Source organism: Actinoalloteichus sp. GBA129-24, from assembly GCF_001941645.1.
Taxonomy (GTDB): Bacteria; Actinomycetota; Actinomycetes; order Mycobacteriales; family Pseudonocardiaceae; genus Actinoalloteichus_A; species Actinoalloteichus_A fjordicus.
Genome location: NZ_CP016077.1, coordinates 5116117 through 5134332, shown reverse-complemented (window position 1 = coordinate 5134332; position 18216 = coordinate 5116117). Strand labels below are relative to the sequence as shown.

Here is an 18216-nt window from a genome sequence, read left to right as displayed (position 1 = left end):
TGATTGCGCTCCGCCGCTCGGATTCGTGGCGTAGATTGATCGTCACCGTAAGCAGTCTCGATCTTGTGCGGGCGAACCGCCGTGATCCTCGGTGCGGAGGCGGTGCTCATGCAGCAGTCGGACATCGGCAGCCCGGACGGCTCGGCCGCGAACCGAATCGACGGGTCCGCCGCCGGTCAGGTCGTTCAGGCGGGGAGCATCGGTCACGTCCACTTCCACACACCGGTCGTCACCCTCGAACGACCGGGCAGGCTGCCGCTGGACCCGCCGTACTTCGTCAATCGGGCGGCGGAGCTGGCTCTGTTGTCGGATCATGCCGAGCACGCCCTGCGGGATCGCCTTCGATCGGTCGTGATCCACGGCGCGGGCGGGGTCGGCAAGACGGCCTTGGCGGTGCACTGGGCTCGACGACATCGCGATCTGTTCGATGACACGTTGTTCGTGGACCTCGGCGTGTTGCGCCATCGGGGCGGCGTCGACGTCGCCGACGTCCTCGGCATCCTGCTTCGCTCCCTCGGCGTGCCGGGCCAGGCGGTGCCCGCAGGCCTGGGCGCCAGACTGGACGCCTACCGTGCCAGGACGGCGGACCGGAGGGTCCTGCTGATACTGGACGACGTGCTGCAGCCCGCGGAGGCGAGACAGCTGCTGCCCGCCTCCGGCACGGGGCTGGTGTTGATCACCAGTCGTCGGCAGCTGAGCGGCCTCGTGGTGCGGGGAGCGCGCCCGCTGCCCGTCCCGCCGCTGAGTCAGGACGCCGGGATCGCCCTCGTCGGAGAGCTGCTCGGTGCGATCCGCCCCGACCTGCGTCCGGACGAGCTCGGTGACTTCGTCCGGCTCTGCGGCGGGTTCCCTCTCGCGCTCTGTGTGGCGGGTCGAGGGCTCGCCGCCCGGCGCCGCAGCTCCCTGCCACGGCTGATCGCTCGGCTCACCGAGGGCAGCCGACTGCTCGGCGGCGCGTCGGATGAGGAGGTCACCATGCAGGCCCACCTCGATTCCGCCTACGCGGAGCTGTCGCCGACGGCGCGGCAGGCGTACCGGCGGCTGGCCGACCATCCCGGTGCCGACTTCGGCGTCGAGGTGGCCGCCGTGCTCACCGAGCTGGCGGAGCCGGACCTCGACGACGCGCTGGAAGAACTGTGCGAGGCTCACCTGCTCACCGAGATCGCCGAGGATCGGTACCGGTTCCATGCCCTGGTCCTGCTGCACGCCACAGCACAGGCGACGGCCGACGGATCTCCTGCGGAGCGTGCGGCCGCGCAGGCCAGGGGAGTGGCCTGGTATCTGCTGGGTGTCCAGACCGCCGACGTGACCATGGCGCCGACCCGCCTGCGGCTCGCCCGTCCCGAACCCGGCGCTGCGGGAGTGTTCGCCGACGGAACCCGGGCCTGGCAGTGGCTGAATCAGGAACGGGTGAACCTGATCTCGGCCGTCCGTCTCGCCGACCGGCTGGGCATGGACGAGGCGGTCTGGCAGTTCTGCGAGGCGCTGTGGCAGCTCTACCACGAACGGGGACATCACGCGGACCTGATCGAGTCACACCGGCTCGGCGTCGAGGCGGCCCGGCGGTGTGGTGATCTCGCGGCGCTGGCGCGAATGCACAACCAGCTCGGCCGGGCACGTCTGGAACTCGGCGAACTCGACGCCGCAGGGCGCGAACTGGTCGACGCACTGGTCGCGGCTCGATCCGCCGGGCACGCCCAGGTGGAGGCCGCCGTGCTGGAGTCGACCGGGCTGGTGCACTGTGCCTCGGGACGGTTCGCCGACGCCGTGGAGGTGTTCCGCCGCACGAAGGCGGCCAACGCGGCAGCGGAGGATCTACACGGTGTCGCGGTGCAGACATATCACCTGGCCGAGGCGCTGTACGGCTGTGGACGCCTCGACGAGGCGGTCGACGAGGTGACGAGGGTCCTGCAACGGATTCAGGGACTAGAGGGAGAAGGGTCCATCGCGGCCAAGCTGCGGATCATGCTGGGACATACGCTGCGCGAGCTGGGGCGGTCGGCAGCGGCGGTCGCGGAGTTCGAGGCGGCTGCGGCATCCGCCAGCGCGCTCGGGCTGTCTCGGCGGGAGGCAGAGGCGCGGCGCGCGGCGGGGGAGATTCGTTCCGAACTCGGCGACACCGCCGCCGCCGAGGTGCATCGTCGACGGCTCGAGGAGCTGGCGGCGAGTTCCATCGACTCGACGTCGATGCCCTCGTCGGCCGAGCAGCGCCACCGCGCCCGAGGTGCCCGACGCGCTGCGGACGCGTCGTCGGCGCGAGAGCCTGAGGTCGGCGATCAGTGACCTGCCTGCGGACCGGTCTGGCCGAATCGACCGCGGTCCGTTCTGCTCGACTGTTCGCGGTCCGTCCGCACCGAGACACAGGCCATGCCGATCAACTGCTCGGCGGCACCGCCAAGCCGTCGAGCGGATCGGCGGCGGACTCTGGCGGAGGAGTGTCGGGAGGCCCGTCGACAGCCGACCCGGGTGAAAGCGTCCGGGGGGGGGAGCCCGTTGCGAGCAGTCGAACCCTCGTGCCGAGGCGGATGCCCCACTCCGCAGGCGGGTCTGTCGCCGCTGAGCAGGCGGCGATCCAGCCCGCCGCCGTCAGCACGGGATCGAGCACGCCACCGGGCGAACTCCGATCATGCACCAGCGCGGTGCGGCCGTCGTCGGATCGGATCAGGCAGCCGCCGCCGTCGGCCACGGTCACCGCGACAGCCCGTGCCCCCGGATGACGCCCCGCCAGCTCGGCTGCCCGCTCGTCAGCCTCGTCCGTCGGAACCGGGCTGCGGCTCACCACCAGGTCCGCGCTCTGGTGCAGCCGAGGATCGGCCTCGTCGTCCTCCACCACGAGCATCGGGTCGACCGGCCCGCCGGGCTGTTCGGCGTCCAGCAGCGCCGGATAGCGGTGCATCGTCACGACACCTGACGCGTCCGGGGCCGTGGCGTCGACCAGGAACGCCGTCGGAGGCTCCCCGGCCTCCGGCTGAGGTAATCCGATCGGGGGGCATCGGGCGGCGTGGGCAGGCTCGGACAGGCCCAGCAGTTCATAGAAGGTGCTGCGTAGCGCGGCATGCGCCGACCCCGGCGCCGTGAGCACCGTCTCAGTGAGCGCGTGCTGCTCGGTCGCGCGGTGTCGGGATGCCAGTTCCTGCAACTGCCCCAAGAGATCGCCAGCCGGGTCCAGCCTCGGCAGGCCTCGGCCCAGCGTCGCGGTCGGAGCACCGGGTGCGATCTCGCCCTCGCCCGTGGCGGCGAGCAGCGCGGGACGGCCGAGGGCCGCGCCGTAGACGCTCACGGAGCCGTGGTCGCCGATCACCCAGTCGGCGGCGATCAGCGCAGCTCGCCAACCGTCGGTCGGCGGGATCACCAGCAGTCCGGCGTCCATGGCGTTGCGGAGCCAGGAACGCACCAGGAACGGACTGTGCTTGGACCAGATGTTGGGATGCAGGACCAGTGCGACGCGATACTCGTCCATCGGCAGTGCTGCGGTCAGCCGGTCCGGCAGGTCCGGCCAGGTGCCGAACAGGGATTGATCGTGCCAGGTCGAGCTGATCACCACGAGCCGCTGCCCGGTGGTCAGGCCCAACGCCTGCCGATATCGATCGCGTCGGGGCAGACTGGCGATCATCCGGTCATGTGCGGGATCTCCGATCACCCGAGCCGCTGCGAGCGCGGGCGGACAGGATCGGGCCAGCCGATCGAGCTGCTCGGGATGGGACAGCCCGATCACCGAGGGGATCAGCCTTCTGCGGTGCATCAGCTCGCGCCGGGACAGGCCGGTCGGTGAGACGTGATCGCCGGTGGCCGAGGGCACGACGCGGTTGTAGCCGACGCCGTGCGGCAGCACGATCAACGGGCAGCGCAATCCCCGCATTCCCGCATTGACGTTGGCGGCCACCGCCAGGTGGAAATCCTCGCGAACGGCCTCCGACCAGGGGCGGAGCTTTGCACCGATGTCGTTGAGGAACTCGTGCAGTCCCGGTTCGAACGCGGAGCCGTGGTTCACGGTGAAGGAGATCTCGATCCGACGATCTGCCGACAACAGCGGCAGCACGTCCAGGAGTCGGTCGACGGTGGTGACGTTTCGCGTGATGGCGAGCACTCGGCGCTCGGGCCGCACCGTGTCCCAGCGGTCAGCGTGCAGGCGGTCTCGACGCGTGTGGCGGCGGACTCCACGCCTCATCCGACCTCCTTGACGTGCACGCGGTCCGCGACGCTTTCCCGTGACCCGACGAAGGTGACAAAGCTACCGTGATGCGGAGCGTCGGTCGGCTGTTCCCTGCGTCTCGCAGGCGGCTTCGTTCCGGCTCGACCGGCGGCGGACGTCTCTGAACGGGCCGGTACGTCTCGGTGTCCCCGCGCACGCCGCGTTGCCCACCTCGCTATGACCATCTCGGCACCTGCTGTGATAGTCGTCGCAGGTCAGCGGGGCGATCGTGGTGGCGAACGAGTACCTCGGGCCACGACGTTCCTGACAGGCAGGAGATCATGGCGGGGACCGCCTCGGAGAGATGATCGCCGTCGTCTGCCGAGATCGGCCGCGGACGCGGCAGGCACGCTGATGCGCCTCGGTTTCGAGGCTCGAGCGCCTCGATGCCTCTCGTGGGCAGGGTGCGTCCGGTGACGGCGAAGCGTGGTGCCGTGTCCTGTCGAGTGGGTGTCGGCCTCGACCCGGCTCGTCGCCGCCGTGGGCGCCTTTCCCGGCCTGGGGCCGGATGGTCCTGGACCCTGCGTGGCCGGAGTGTTCGTGCTGCACCCTGCGTGCTCTCTCGTCGCTGGTGGGGCCGATGACGGCAACAGCGGACAGAGATCCACTCGATCGATATCTTGCGATGATCGAACACGTGTTCGATCATCGAATCATGTCAGAACACAGCGCCTCCCACGCCGTCTCTCCCCGTCGACTTCGTACCCATGCTGTTCTCGATCGCCTCCGGCGCCGGGTCGGCTCTCGCGGTGCTCCCGCCCGTGCCGTGGCCGGGACGCGCTCCTCCCGGTTGCATCGCCTGTGTCGCCTCCTGCACGGGGCGCTGCACGATCGACTGCCGTGTCTCCGACATCGCCGAGGCGGCTCGACGCATCCGCCGCCTCCCCGCAGGCTCGACGATCTTCGTGCTCCGCAGCCGGCTGGCGGCCGCCGAGAGCCTGCGCCCGGCGGGCGGCCCGAGCCACGGCGTCACGCCGACCGCAGGCGTTCGTCGCGCGTGGCCGCCCGCCAACCTTGCGTCGGCGTGCACACGGCGTGCGTCGATATCGCTACGTCCGGTCCCCTTCGGCTCGGCCTGCGTCATGGTGGCGGTGCTGATCGACGTCCGTGCCGGTGCGGTTCGCCACCCGGTGAGGATGTCCGGGTCCACTCCCGCTCGGAAAGAGCCGGCGGTGGTCGCCGTACGGGGCCTGCCCCGCCGTCCCGGCACACGGCGCTCGTTCGTCTCGACCGAGTCCGGCACGGCGCGGGCGATCTGCTGAAACCGGGCCGAACTCCATGTTCCCGACACGACCGATGCGAGCATGGGGCACGGCCTGTCACGGCCCCGTCGTGTGACCACGGACCGGGGCGACGACTCGGCTGCCATCGGGAGCAGTCACGACGGCGACCGTGGCGTCATAGTGCGCGGCGAGCAGCGACTCGGTCAGGACGTCCTGAGGTGCGCCGTCCGCCACCACCCGCCCGTGATCCAACAGGAGCAGGCGCGTGGAGTACTGCCCCGCGAGGGTCAGATCATGCAGCGTGCTGACGACGGTGACCCCGTCCTCGATGCGCAGTCGATCCACCAGCTCCAGAAGCGCCTGCGCATGGCCGACGTCGAGGCCGGTGGTCGGCTCGTCCAGCAGGAGCAGGCGGGGTTGTTGGGCGAGCACCCTGGCGAGCACGGCCCGTTGCCGTTCTCCACCGGAGAGGGTTCGCAGCTCGCGATCAGCCAGCGACACGAGGTCCAGCCTCAGGAGCACATCGCCGACCACCGCGAGATCTCGACGGCCCTCCCTGCCCAGCGCGGGCAGGTACGGGGCGCGGCCCAGCAGTACGTAGTCGGTGACGGAGATGCCGGGAGGGATCTGGGGGATCTGCGGGGAGTAGCCGATCGCCCTGGCTCGCTCGCGAGTGGTCATCGTGTGTAGCGGGCGATCATCGACGGTCACCGAGCCCTGATGAGGCACCAGGCCGGCGACGGCTTTGAGGAGGGTCGATTTGCCTGCGCCGTTGGGGCCGATCACTCCGAGCCAGTCGCCCACGCCGACGGTGGCGACCGCATCGGTCAACACCGGGCCGGTCCGATAGCTCACGGTCAGGCCGGTGATGCTCAGTGCCGTCATCCTCGACTCCTCGTTCGCAGTATGAGGGCGAAGAAGGGGGCGCCTGCGAAGGCGGTGATCACTCCGATAGGCAGCTCGGCGGGGGCGACAACCGTTCGAGCCACCACGTCTGCGGCGGCCAGGAACGCGCCGCCGCCCAGAAGGGAGAGCGGCACGACCACCCGGTAACTGCTCGCCACCATCAGCCGTACCAGATGCGGCACCACGATGCCGACGAAGCCGATCAGTCCGGCCACGGACACGGCGGCGGCCGTCGCCAGCGAGGCCGCGACCAGTACGGCCAGGCGTACCCGGCCTGGTCGCACCCCGAGGGCGGTGGCCTCCTCATCGCCGACTCCGAGCAGATCCAGCAGCCGTCCGCAGGCGCACAACACCGCAGAGCAGAACACCACGTACGGCAGGACCAGCAGCACGTCGTGCCAGCCGGTCGTGCTGATCCCGCCGAGCACCCAGGCGTAGATCCGCCGTAGATCCTCGGTGTGCAGTTGCTGCACCAGCGTCTGTCCCGCCGTCAGAAAGGAGGCGACCGCGACACCAGCGAGAACGAGCGTCGCCGACCCGGCCGCCGCCGATCGGCCCAGCAGCCAGGCCAGACTGACGCCACCCAGCGAGCCGATGAAGGCCGCCAGTTGGACCGGGCCGAGGACCCAGTCTGCGGTGCTGGGCAGAACGGTGAGCGCGAGTGTGGCGCCCAGCCCGGCGCCCGCAGCCGCACCGAGCAGGTACGGGTCCGCCAGGGGATTGCGGAAGACACCCTGGAACGCGGCACCTGCCGAAGCCAACGCTGCGCCGACCAGGCAGGCGAGCACCACCCTCGGAACGCGGAGCTGCCAGAGGATGGCTGCCTCTCGTTCCGACAGCGGGGAGACGCCACCGGTCAACTGGGCGGCGATCTCGGCGAGCACCCGTGTCGGGCCGAGGTCGACCGCGCCGATCAGCACCGAGACCGTGACCACCGCCAGCAGCGCGGCGGTGCCGACGATGAGATGTCGCGGCCGCAGTCGGGTGGGGCGAGGCAGCACGGCGACGGGCGGGGCCGAGTCGGCGGATGCGGTCCGGCGGCCCCGATGCGGGTCGGAGGTGCTCACGGCGGGCTCGGGACTCCTTCTCGGGCGTGCGGTCCGGCTGTTCGGGGACGAGAGCAGGCGGGAGGCGCTGTCGGGCGCCGCCGCCTCGATCTTCATCCGGCCGGTCGGCAGCGGCGGGCCTGAGTATGTCGGGCGCCTTGGTCGTCGGGCGCCCTGCGCGGACGGGAGCTGGTCGGTGGTGTCAGGGCCGTCCGAGCCGGTGATGACGGCTGCGGTTCGGAGGGCCAAGGCGCCACCCCCCGCACGGACAGCCGGCGCACAGACCGCCGCCGCACAGACAGCCGTCGGCCTGACCGCCGCCGCACAGACAGCCGCGCACAGACAGCCGCCGGTCTGACAGCCGCGGACCAGACCGACGGGTGGTAGCCGGCTGTGCTCCGTCACCTGCCGCCGTTCGTCACCTGCCGCCCTCCCGACTTCCTTGGCCTGCAAATACCGGCTCGGCACATCGGCAGGCCTGCGGGCGGCGGTCGGCCCGCGCCCGACGCCGTCACGGCCTGGGCGGGTCGGGATCAGCCGGACTGTTCGGTGGTGCCTGCGGCCTCGGCGACGGCGTCGACGAACTCCACCACTCGAGGGCCCCAGCGGGAGGCCACGTCGTCGTCGAGCAGCACGACAGCACCCGTCTGGACTGCGGTCATCGTCTCCCAGCCGGGACGTTCGGCGATCGTCTCGGCGGACTGTCCGCAGCAGTCGACGTCGGCCAGGAAGATCAGATCGGGATTGCCGTCGACGACGAACTCGTTCGCGAGCTGTGGGTAGTCGCCGCCCCCGGCTGCCTCGTCCGCGATGTTGGTCATGCCGAACAAGCCGTAGATCTGGCCGATGAAGGTCGCCGATCCGACGCTGTAGAGGTCCTCGGTCACCTCGTGGTAGAAGCTCAGTCCTTCGGGGACCTCGGCTGCGGCCACGATCTCGTCGATCTGGTTCTCCAGGTCGGCGGCGAGGGCGCGGGCAGGCTCGGCGTGGCCGGTGGCCTCGCCGAGGGCCTCGATCTGGGCGTAGGTGTCGGACAGGTCCTCGGCGGCCGGGAGCAGCAGCACCGGCACGTCCACGGCGCCCATGCCCTCGACGAGCCCCTCGGAGTCGGCGGAGGCGACCACCAGGTCCGGATTCTGGTCGGCGACGGCCTCGGGGCTGGGAGAGAAGCCGGAGAGGTCGCTGGTCGGCGCCTCCGGCGGGTAATCCGAGTTGTCGTCGACGGCGATGACCTGATCGCCCGCGCCGATGGCGAAGAGCATCTCGGTGGCGCTGGGGCTGAGCGAGACGATCTGGACGGGCCGTCGGTCGATGGTGACCGGCGCGCCGCCTGCGACGGAGACCTCCACCGGGAAGTCGCCGTCGACCTGCTCCGCCGAGGTGTCGACGGACTCTTCGCGGCTCGCGCAGCCCGTGAGTCCCAGCACCCCCACCAGCGCCAGGAGCAGCAGCGCGGCGGGCCCGCGATGCGGGCGTCGGCGGGTGGCGCCGAGGGGCGCCTGCGGGTTCGAGTTGATCACAGCGGTTCCTCGTGCTCGGCCGACGTCGGGTAGACGGCGATCCGCAGGACCGTGGGAGACGATGATCCGGTGGACGCGTTAACCCCTGCGTCGGGAGTGTTGGCGTCGCGCTCCGGTGGTCGACCTGGCTCGTCCCCGAGACGGGGCATTACAGTTGCGGCACAGCGCCGGACTCGCACCGGACTTCGGCCATCTGGAGGCGCCTGCAGGCGGTTGACCTGCTGGCGAGCGGACCCTACCAGGCGAAACGCCTGTCGCAACGGCGCACGGTAACCTGGCTGGAAGCGCTGAAATACCAGGTGATCTGTGGTATCGGTTCAGTATGCCAAAGCGTTACCATGCATGGCGAGGATCACTTTCGAGGGTCTCGTAATTATTCACATGGCTGTTACAGTCCCATGTACTGATCGCCCATCCCAGGTTACGGGCGCATTAACCGCGGGCCACCGTCGTCCCGACCACCCACCACCGGCTTGATCCAAGCCGACAGGACGACGAGGGAGGTCTGTTCGTGATCTTCTCCGCCATCCCGGGCCCGCAGGGCCTGTACCACCCGGAGGACGAGCGCGACTCGTGCGGCGTGGCGATGGTCGCCGATGTCAAGGGACGTCGGTCCCACGACATCGTGCGCGATGCGCTCATCGCATTGGCGAATCTCGACCACCGGGGAGCTGCGGGCGCGGAGCCCAGCAGCGGGGACGGTGCGGGCATCCTGCTCCAGCTCCCGGACCGGCTGCTTCGCGCGGAGAGCGGCGTGCGGCTTCCCGAGCCTGCTGCGAGCGGCGCGCATCGTTATGTCGCGGGGATGGCCTTCCTGCCAGTGGACGAGACGGATCGTGATGCGGCGAAGGCCGTGGTGGCGGAGTTGGCGGCGGAGGAGGGACTGCGCGTCCTCGGCTGGCGGGACGTGCCGGTCGATCCCGACGGCGCGGACGTCGGTCCCAGTGCGCGCTCCTGTATGCCCCACTTCGCGATGCTCCTCGCCGAGGGCCTGCCGAACGCCGACGGCGAGCAGGCCGCCGGGCTCGAGCTGGACCGAATGGCCTTCTGCCTCCGTAAGCGCGCCGAGCGGGAGACCGTGCGAGCGGGCTGCGGGGTGTACTTCCCCTCGCTGTCCTCCCGGACCCTGGTCTACAAGGGGATGCTCACCACCGAACAGCTCCCGGCGTTCTTCCCAGACCTGCGCAATCCCCGGCTGATCAGCGCCATCGCCCTGGTGCACAGCCGGTTCTCGACCAACACCTTCCCCTCCTGGCCCCTGGCGCACCCGTTCCGCTTCGTCGCCCACAACGGCGAGATCAACACGATTCGCGGCAACCGGAACCGGATGCTTGCCAGAGAGGCGCTGCTGGCCTCCGACCACCTGGCGCGGCGACCGAACCCCGAGGGCCTGCACGCCGACGGCTCGAACCCCGATGGCGGTGACGCCGACCTGGACCGCCTGTTCCCCATCTGTGCCGAGGACGGCTCCGACTCCGCGTCCTTCGACGAGGTGCTGGAACTGCTGCACCTGACCGGGCGGAGCCTGCCGCACGCGGTGCTGATGATGATCCCGGAGGCGTGGGAGAACCACACCGGCATGGATCCGGCTCGGCGGGCGTTCTACAAGTTCCACGCCAGCCTGATGGAGCCGTGGGACGGTCCCGCGTGCGTCACCTTCAGCGACGGGACCCTGGTCGGCGCGGTGCTCGACCGCAACGGCCTGCGGCCTGCGCGCTGGTGGCGCACCGCGGACGACCGCGTCGTGCTGGCCAGCGAGGCAGGCGTGCTCGACATCGCGCCGGAGCAGGTGGTGGCCAAGGGCAGACTGCAGCCCGGCCGCATGTTCCTGATCGACACCGAGGCCGGCGTGATCGTCGACGACGACCAGGTCAAGAGCAGCCTGGCCGCCGAGCGGCCTTACGCGGAGTGGCTGCACGCGGGCATGGTGAAGCTGAACACGCTGCCCGATCGGGACCACGTCGTGCAGAGTCACGACTCGGTGGTCCGGCGACAGCTCACCTTCGGTTACACGGAGGAGGAGCTGCGGGTGCTGCTGACGCCGATGGCCGTCACCGGCGCCGAGCCGACCGGCTCGATGGGATCGGACACCCCGGTCGCGGCGCTCTCGGCGCGGTCTCGCATGCTCTACGACTACTTCGTGCAGGGCTTCGCCCAGGTCACCAACCCCCCGCTTGACGCGATCCGCGAGGAGATCGTCACGTCGGTGGCGCGGGTGATGGGGCCGGAGCACAACCTGCTCGATCCCTCGCCCGCGTCGTGCAGGCACGTCGTGCTGGCTCGGCCCGTGATCGACAACGACGAGCTGGCGAAGCTGATCCATATCAACGACGACGGCGACCTCCCCGGTTTCGCCTGTAGCGTCGTCTCCGGGCTCTACGAGGTCGACGGGGGCGGCGACGCGCTGGTCCAGGCGATCGACCGGGTCCGTCGCGAGGCGAGCGCCGCCATCGCGGGCGGCGCCAGGGTCCTGGTCCTGTCCGATCGCGACTCCGATCACGCGCACGCGCCCATCCCGGCGTTGTTGCTGGTCTCGGCGGTGCACCACCACCTGGTCCGGTCCAAGGAACGCCTGCAGGTCGCGTTGGTGGTGGAGTCCGGCGATGCGCGAGAGGTGCACCACATCGCGCTGCTGCTCGGCTACGGAGCCGCTGCGGTCAACCCCTACTTGGCCTTCGAGACCATCGAGGACATGGTCTCGACGGGGGAGATCACCGGCATCGAGCCTGCCAAGGCGGTGCGCAACTACGTCCAGGCCCTGGTGAAGGGCGTCCTGAAGGTGATGTCCAAGATGGGTATCTCCACCGTGGGCGCCTACACGGCAGCGCAGGTCTTCGAAGCTGTCGGGCTGGCCGGGGACGTCGTCCGGGAGTACTTCACCGGGACGGTCTCCAAGCTGGGCGGCGTCGGGCTGGACGTACTCGCCGAGGAGGTGGCCCGCCGCCATCGGCTCGCCTACCCCGAGAATCCGACCGATCGGTCGCATCGGCGGCTGGAGGTCGGCGGCGAGTACGCCTACCGCCGCGAGGGCGAACTGCACCTGTTCAGCCCCGAGACCGTCTTTCTGCTGCAGCACGCCACCAAGACCCGTCAGATGGACGTGTACCGCAAGTACACCGCCGAGGTCGACCGGCTGGCCAAGGCAGGCGGCACGCTGCGAGGGCTGTTCCGCTTCCGCGAGGGCGAACGGCCCGCCATCCCGCTGGAGGAGGTGGAACCGGTCTCGGCCATCGTCAAGCGCTTCAACACCGGCGCGATGTCCTACGGCTCCATCTCGGCCGAGTCCCACGAGACGCTGGCGATCGCGATGAACCGGCTCGGCGGTCGGTCCAACACCGGGGAGGGCGGCGAGGAGACCGCGCGCCTCTACGACCCGGAGCGTCGGTCGGCGATCAAGCAGGTCGCGTCGGGTCGTTTCGGTGTGACCAGTGAATATCTGGTCAACTCCACGGACATCCAGATCAAGATGGCTCAGGGTGCCAAGCCCGGCGAGGGCGGGCAGCTGCCCGGCTACAAGGTCTATCCCTGGATCGCTCGCACTCGACACTCGACGCCGGGTGTCGGACTGATCTCCCCGCCGCCGCATCACGACATCTACTCGATCGAGGACCTCGCCCAGCTCATCCACGACCTGAAGAACGCCAACGAGCGGGCCAGGGTGCACGTGAAGCTCGTCAGCGAGGTCGGCGTCGGCACGGTGGCGGCGGGCGTGGCCAAGGCGCACGCCGACGTGGTGCTGATCTCTGGTCACGACGGCGGCACGGGTGCCGCGGCGTTGACCTCGCTGAAGCACGCGGGGACGCCGTGGGAGGTCGGGCTCGCCGAGACACAGCAGACGCTGCTGCTCAACGGGCTGCGCGACCGGATCACCGTGCAGGTCGACGGCGCGATGAAGACGGGCCGAGACGTGCTCGTCGCGGCGCTGCTCGGCGCCGAGGAGTACGGCTTCGCCACCGCGCCGCTGGTGGTGGCGGGGTGCGTGATGATGCGCGTCTGCCACCTGGACACCTGTCCGGTGGGTATCGCGACGCAGAATCCCGACCTGCGCAAGCGCTACACCGGCAAGCCGGAGTTCGTGGAGACCTTCTTCCAGTTCGTGGCCGAGGAGGTTCGTGAGCTGCTCGCGGAGCTCGGGTTCCGCACGCTGGACGAGGCGATCGGCCACGCCGAGATGCTCGACACCCGCGAGGCCGTGGACCACTGGAAGGCCGAGGGCCTGGATCTCACCCCGGTCTTCGCCGTCCCGGTCGGCATCGCGGACGGCACCGCCGCCTACGGAACGATGCGTCGTCGGGTTCGCGACCAGGATCACGGGCTGGACCACGCGCTGGACCGGACGTTGATCCAGCTCGCCGAGGCAGCCTTGGAGGACGCCCACGTCGTGCGGCTGGAGCTGCCGGTGCGCAACGTCAACCGGACGGTCGGCACCCTGCTCGGCTCCGAGGTGACCCGCCGGTTCGGCGGGGAAGGCCTGCCCGACGGCACCGTCACGGTGGAGCTGACCGGCTCTGCGGGCCAGTCCCTCGGGGCGTTCCTGCCGTCGGGGATCACGCTCGACCTGATCGGCGACGCGAACGACTTCGTCGGCAAGGGCCTGTCGGGCGGCCGGATCGTGGTGCGGCCGCATCCGGATGCCTCGTTCGTCGCCGAGCATCAGGTGATCGCGGGCAACGTCATCGGCTACGGCGCGACGTCGGGGGAGATCTTCCTCCGTGGACAGGTCGGCGAGCGCTTCGCCGTGCGCAACTCGGGTGCACTGCTGGTGGCCGAGGGCGTCGGCGATCACGCGTTCGAGTACATGACCGGGGGGCGGGCCGTGGTGCTCGGCGGAACCGGTCGCAACCTCGCGGCGGGGATGTCCGGCGGCATCGCGTTCGTGCTCGACCTCGATCCGAGGATGGTCAACCCGGCGATGGTCGAGTTGCAGCGGCCCAGTCCGGACGACCTGCGGTGGCTGCGCGAGATCGTGCAGCGGCATCACGAGGCCACCGGCTCGGCGGTGGCGGCGTCCCTGCTGGGCGACTGGCCGCGCCGTTCGCCAGGGTTCACCAAGGTGATGCCCGGCGACTACCAGCGTGTCCTGGAGGCGGTGCGCATCGCCCGCGCCGAGGGCCGCGACGAGGACGAGGCGATCATGGAGGCGTCCCGTGGCTGATCCACACGGCTTTCTCAAGCACGGCAGGACTGAGCCGGGCAAGCGTCCCGTCGACGAGCGGCTGGGCGACTGGCAGGAGGTCTACGCCGCGCTGCCACCGGAGCGGCGGGACGACGAGGTCCGCACCCAGGCTGCCCGGTGCATGGACTGCGGCATTCCGTTCTGTCATTCCGAGACGACGGGCTGCCCGCTGGGCAACCTGATCCCGGAGTGGAACGACCTCGTCCGGCGCGGTCAGTGGACCGAGGCGGGCGAGCGGCTGCACGCCACCAACAACTTCCCTGAGTTCACCGGCAGGCTCTGCCCCGCGCCCTGCGAGGCGGGCTGCGTGCTCGCGGTGTCGCCGCTGGCGGGCGGCGCGGTCGCGATCAAGCGCGTCGAGCAGAGCATCGCGGACGTGAACTGGGACAACGGGTCGGTGGCCGCGCAGCCCGCGACGATCTCCTCCGGCAGGAGGGTGGCCGTCGTCGGCTCGGGACCCGCAGGGCTCGCCGCAGCTCAGCAGCTCACCAGAGCCGGTCATGACGTCACCGTCTTCGAGCGGGACGACCGGCTGGGCGGCCTGCTCCGCTACGGCATTCCCGAGTTCAAGATGGAGAAGCGCGTCCTGGACCGGCGGCTGGCGCAGATGCGGGCCGAGGGCACCGGGTTCGTGACCGGATGCGAGGTCGGTGTTGACCTCACCGTCGAGCAGCTGCGCGCCGACTACGACGCGGTCGTGCTGGCCGTCGGCGCGCTGCGCGGTCGGGACGCCCCGGACATCGTCGGGCGGGAGCTGACCGGCGTGCACCTGGCGATGGAGCACTTGGTGCCTGCCAATCGGGAGTGCGAGGGCGACGGACCGACGTCGATCAGCGCCGAGGGCAGCCACGTCGTGATCATCGGCGGCGGGGACACCGGTGCCGACTGTCTGGGCACGGCGCATCGGCAGGGGGCGGCGAGCGTCCTTCAGCTCGACCAGTACCCGAAGCCGCCCACAGCGCGAGACGACGCGCGGTCGCCGTGGCCGAGCTGGCCGCTGATCCTGCGCAACTACCCGGCGCACGAGGAGGGCGGCGAGCGGCGATACGAGGTCGCCGTGGAACGCTTCATCGGCGACGAGGCCGGGCACGTCCGCGAGATCGAGCTGCGGCGGGTGAAGGTGCAGCGCGACGAACAGGGCGTGCGGCGGGTGGTGCCCGCCTCCGCCGAGGTTGATCGGCTGCCCTGCGACCTGGTGCTGCTGGCGATCGGTTTCGAGGGCGTCGAGCCGATGCCCCTGTTGGACGAGCTGGGGATCTCGCTGTCCGGCCGGGGCACCATCGGCTGCGGCTCGAACTGGGAGACCAGCGCGCCGGGAGTCTTCGTCTGCGGCGATGCCCACCGGGGCGCGTCGCTCGTGGTCTGGGCCATCGCCGAAGGCCGTTCGGTGGCCAACGCGGTCGACTCGTACCTGACCGGCGACTCGATCCTGCCGTCGCCGGTACACCCCACGGCCCTTCCGCTGGCCGTGGTCTGACGAGAGCACCGAACGGGACGTCCGACGCGCTCGGGCGTCCCGTTCACCGCTTTCGACGGCTCACGCCTCGGCGTCGCCGTCGTCCTCGACATGGTGATCATGCTTGACCGCGCCGCGCTTCCAGTAGCCGTCGACCTTGTAGTGCCTGCGGTTGAGACCGAGGGACCGTAGATGACGGCGGATCGGCTTGAGGTCGCCTGCCTCGCCCGCGACCCAGACGTAACCCGCAGCCTCGGGCGTGGTGAACGCCGAGAGCGCCTCGTGCAGTAGCTCGCGCCCGCCCGCCTCGGTGCCGTCGCGGTGCAGCCAGGTCAGTCGGGTGTCGGGCGGACGACGCAGGTCCTGCTCCTCGGCGGGGCCGTCGACCTCGACGAAGGCCTGCACCCGGGTGGTCGGGTGCAGCTCGGCGAGCTCGGCCAGGCGGCGCCCGATGGCGGGCAGCGCCGTCTCGTCGCCCGCGAGGAGATACCAGTCGAAGTCGTTCGGCACCAGGTGCGAACCGCGCGGCCCGAGTACGCCGAGGCGAGCGCCGGGGACGGCGTCGGTGGCCCAGCGTCCCGCGATGCCGTGCGGGTGCAGAACGAAGTCGATGTCCAGCTCGCCTGCCTCGGGGTCGAAGCGTCGCACCGTGTAGTCCCGGAAGATCGGCTGCGGCCCGTCCGTCGGCGGCGGGACGATGCCTCGCTCGCCGAGGGTGGGCATCGTGGGCAGTTCGGCGCCCGGCTCCGGGAAGCACAGTTTGACGTGGTCGGCGTAGTCGTTGGTCTGGAAGCCGTCGAGGTCGTCGCCCGCCAACGTGATCCGCGTGGTTCGCGGAGTGATGCGAACCACCCTGGTCACCTGGAGCAGCCGAGGCCGCAGCTCGTAACGCAGGACGCGGATCTCCTGCTGCGCGATGCCCATCGACCGGTGTCGCCTCTCCTTCGGTCTTGCCGATACGTCCCCAGGAACTAAGGGCACCCTAACATGCCCCGCCGGGGGCGATTCGCGAGCAGGCCGGTCGGTCGCCGATCGCGGCTCGCCGCCGCGCCGCAGGCGGGGACCGTCCGCCTGCGCCTTCGAACCCGCCTCCCCTGATCGGTGTCACTCCAGTGGGGAACTAACCGCTGCTCGTGAACGCAGCGATGCTTGTCAGTCGATTTCCCGCGCCGTAGATTCCAAATTTGGGCACCTGTTCGTGTGACGATGTGCCGAATTTTGGTTGATGGCTACACACGGTGACTTTTGGTCGAATTCTGCGAGCGGATCGCGCTCGGGGCGGGGAGTGGTCGGATGTCAGGACTCAAGCGCCGCGATCTCATCGGGGGAGCGGCCGCACTGGCGGCGTTCGCCATGGTCGGCGCCACCACCTCGAACGCGTTCGCCGCGCCGAGGGTGCGGCCGGGTGCGGGCTCCGCGCCGACGCTCGGGCTCGGAGACCGTGCGGTGGCGGCCTCGGTCGACGCCCGGCGAGCCCTGACCCACATCCAGCATCTCGCCGGGACCATCGGCCCTCGGATCGGCGGCACCGAGTCCGAGCACCGCGCCGCCGACTACGCCGCCGCGCGGTTCGAGGAGCTGGGTTATCAGGTCACCCGCCAGCCCTTCCCCGTCGCGGACAAGTACCTCGCCGACCTCGTCCTGCCCGACGGCGAGAGATGGCAGGCCAGCGCCTCTCCGCAGGGCGCATTCGACACGGAGGTCCAGGCCGCCGTGGTGGACGTGCGCGGCGGGGGAGTCGGGAACGACACCGACTACTCCGGTCGAGACGTCACCGGACAGTTCGCCCTGATCGACCACCGGACCGCCGACCGGGACGCTCAGGTGCGCGGCGCCGTCGAACGCGGCGCGGCAGGCGTGCTGCTGATCGCCGCGTCCGCCGATCCGGAGCGCAAGGCAGGCGCGTTCCTGCCCACCCTGGCGGCGCCCGTCGGGGTGCCGGTGCTCGGTCTCGGCCAGGCCCACGGCGAGTGGCTGCGTCGACGGCTGGTCGCCGGGCCGGTGCGCCTGCGGGTGATCGTCACGGCGCACACCGGTCTCACCTCGTACAACGTGCTCGCGGAACGACCTGCTTCCCTTCCCGCCGGAGACGAGGTCGTCATGGTGGGCGCGCACTACGACTCGGTGCCCGGTTCGCCCGGCGCCAACGACGACGCCAGCGGCTCGGCGCTCTGCCTGGAACTGGCTCGCGTCCTGCGGCGCCTGCCGACCCAGAAGGCGCTGCGGTTCGCGCTCTGGGGCTCGGAGGAGCAGGGTTTGATCGGCTCCCGCTACTACGTGAACCAGCTCGACGACCATGCCGCAGGTCGGATCGCCGCGTGCTTCCAGAACGACATGGTCGCCACCAGCCACCCGCCTGCGGACCTGTACTGGCTCTTATCCGTCGACGGCGCGGACAACCTCGCCACCGCCACGGTCGCCCAGGCCGCGTCCCGACTGGGCTACCTGGCCGACGTCGCGGGCCCCACGGCGCGCGGCGGCAGCGACCACGTCCCGTTCCACGAGCGCGGGATCGCGGCGGCCAACTTCAGCTGGCGAGGGGAGGCGGGACCGCACCTGCTGGAGCCCGTCTATCACACGCCGGAGGACACCGTGGCGGGCAACGTCAGCAACGAACGGCTGCAGGTCTCCCTCGAACTGGTCGGTTCGGCCGTGTACGAGGTGGCCAGGGCGCGCTGAGCGGTGTGAGCGGGCCTC

General features: G+C 70.6%; 10 protein-coding genes. 4 read left to right on the top strand and 6 right to left on the bottom strand.

The annotated features are described in order from the left end of the window. Positions 1-63 precede the first annotated feature (63 nt). Entirely contained in the window at positions 64-2283 is a 2220-nt protein-coding gene (locus UA75_RS21885; RefSeq protein WP_157434360.1) for an NB-ARC domain-containing protein, read from the top strand. A 91-nt stretch (positions 2284-2374) separates the two neighbouring features. Here UA75_RS21885 and UA75_RS21880 read toward each other — a convergent pair whose 3' ends face one another. The 5 genes from UA75_RS21880 to UA75_RS21855 all read right to left on the bottom strand — a co-directional run bounded on the left by UA75_RS21880 (position 2375) and on the right by UA75_RS21855 (position 8887). Continuing rightward, positions 2375-4168 carry a hypothetical protein gene (locus UA75_RS21880; RefSeq protein ID WP_157434359.1) on the bottom strand — a complete coding sequence of 598 codons (1794 nt, stop codon included), beginning with the start codon at positions 4166-4168 and terminating at the stop codon, positions 2375-2377. 682 nt (positions 4169-4850) lie between these two features. Continuing rightward, positions 4851-5498, bottom strand: a complete 648-nt coding sequence (locus UA75_RS33315; RefSeq protein ID WP_157434358.1) for a hypothetical protein — start codon at positions 5496-5498, stop codon at positions 4851-4853. A 13-nt stretch (positions 5499-5511) separates the two neighbouring features. Next, positions 5512-6300: an ABC transporter ATP-binding protein gene (locus UA75_RS21870; RefSeq protein ID WP_075741857.1), complete on the bottom strand. Its 789-nt coding sequence runs from the start codon at positions 6298-6300 to the stop codon at positions 5512-5514. After that, positions 6297-7388 carry a FecCD family ABC transporter permease gene (locus UA75_RS21865; protein WP_412459526.1) on the bottom strand — a complete coding sequence of 364 codons (1092 nt, stop codon included), beginning with the start codon at positions 7386-7388 and terminating at the stop codon, positions 6297-6299. The genes UA75_RS21870 and UA75_RS21865 overlap by 4 nt, the downstream gene beginning before the upstream one ends. 512 nt (positions 7389-7900) lie before the next feature. Then, complete coding sequence (locus UA75_RS21855; protein WP_318533263.1) at positions 7901-8887, bottom strand: ABC transporter substrate-binding protein; 987 nt, start codon at positions 8885-8887, stop codon at positions 7901-7903. Between the two features lie 511 nt (positions 8888-9398). Between UA75_RS21855 and gltB the strand changes: the two genes are divergently transcribed. Further along, on the top strand, positions 9399-14042 hold the full coding sequence (gltB, locus tag UA75_RS21850) for a glutamate synthase large subunit (protein ID WP_075741855.1): 4644 nt from the start codon (positions 9399-9401) through the stop codon (positions 14040-14042). Further along, a complete protein-coding gene (locus UA75_RS21845) occupies positions 14035-15540 on the top strand; it encodes a glutamate synthase subunit beta (RefSeq protein ID WP_075741854.1) in 1506 nt (501 codons plus the stop codon). The genes gltB and UA75_RS21845 overlap by 8 nt, the downstream gene beginning before the upstream one ends. A 60-nt stretch (positions 15541-15600) precedes the next feature. Here the strand turns inward: UA75_RS21845 and UA75_RS21840 are convergent, their stop codons facing one another. Further along, positions 15601-16443: a siderophore-interacting protein gene (locus tag UA75_RS21840; protein WP_075741853.1), complete on the bottom strand. Its 843-nt coding sequence runs from the start codon at positions 16441-16443 to the stop codon at positions 15601-15603. A 369-nt stretch (positions 16444-16812) separates the two neighbouring features. Here UA75_RS21840 and UA75_RS21835 point away from each other — a divergent pair, with 369 nt between their 5' ends. Then, positions 16813-18198 (top strand): M28 family peptidase, encoded by a 1386-nt coding sequence (locus UA75_RS21835; RefSeq protein ID WP_075744066.1) that lies wholly within the window; start codon positions 16813-16815, stop codon positions 18196-18198. Positions 18199-18216 lie beyond the last annotated feature (18 nt).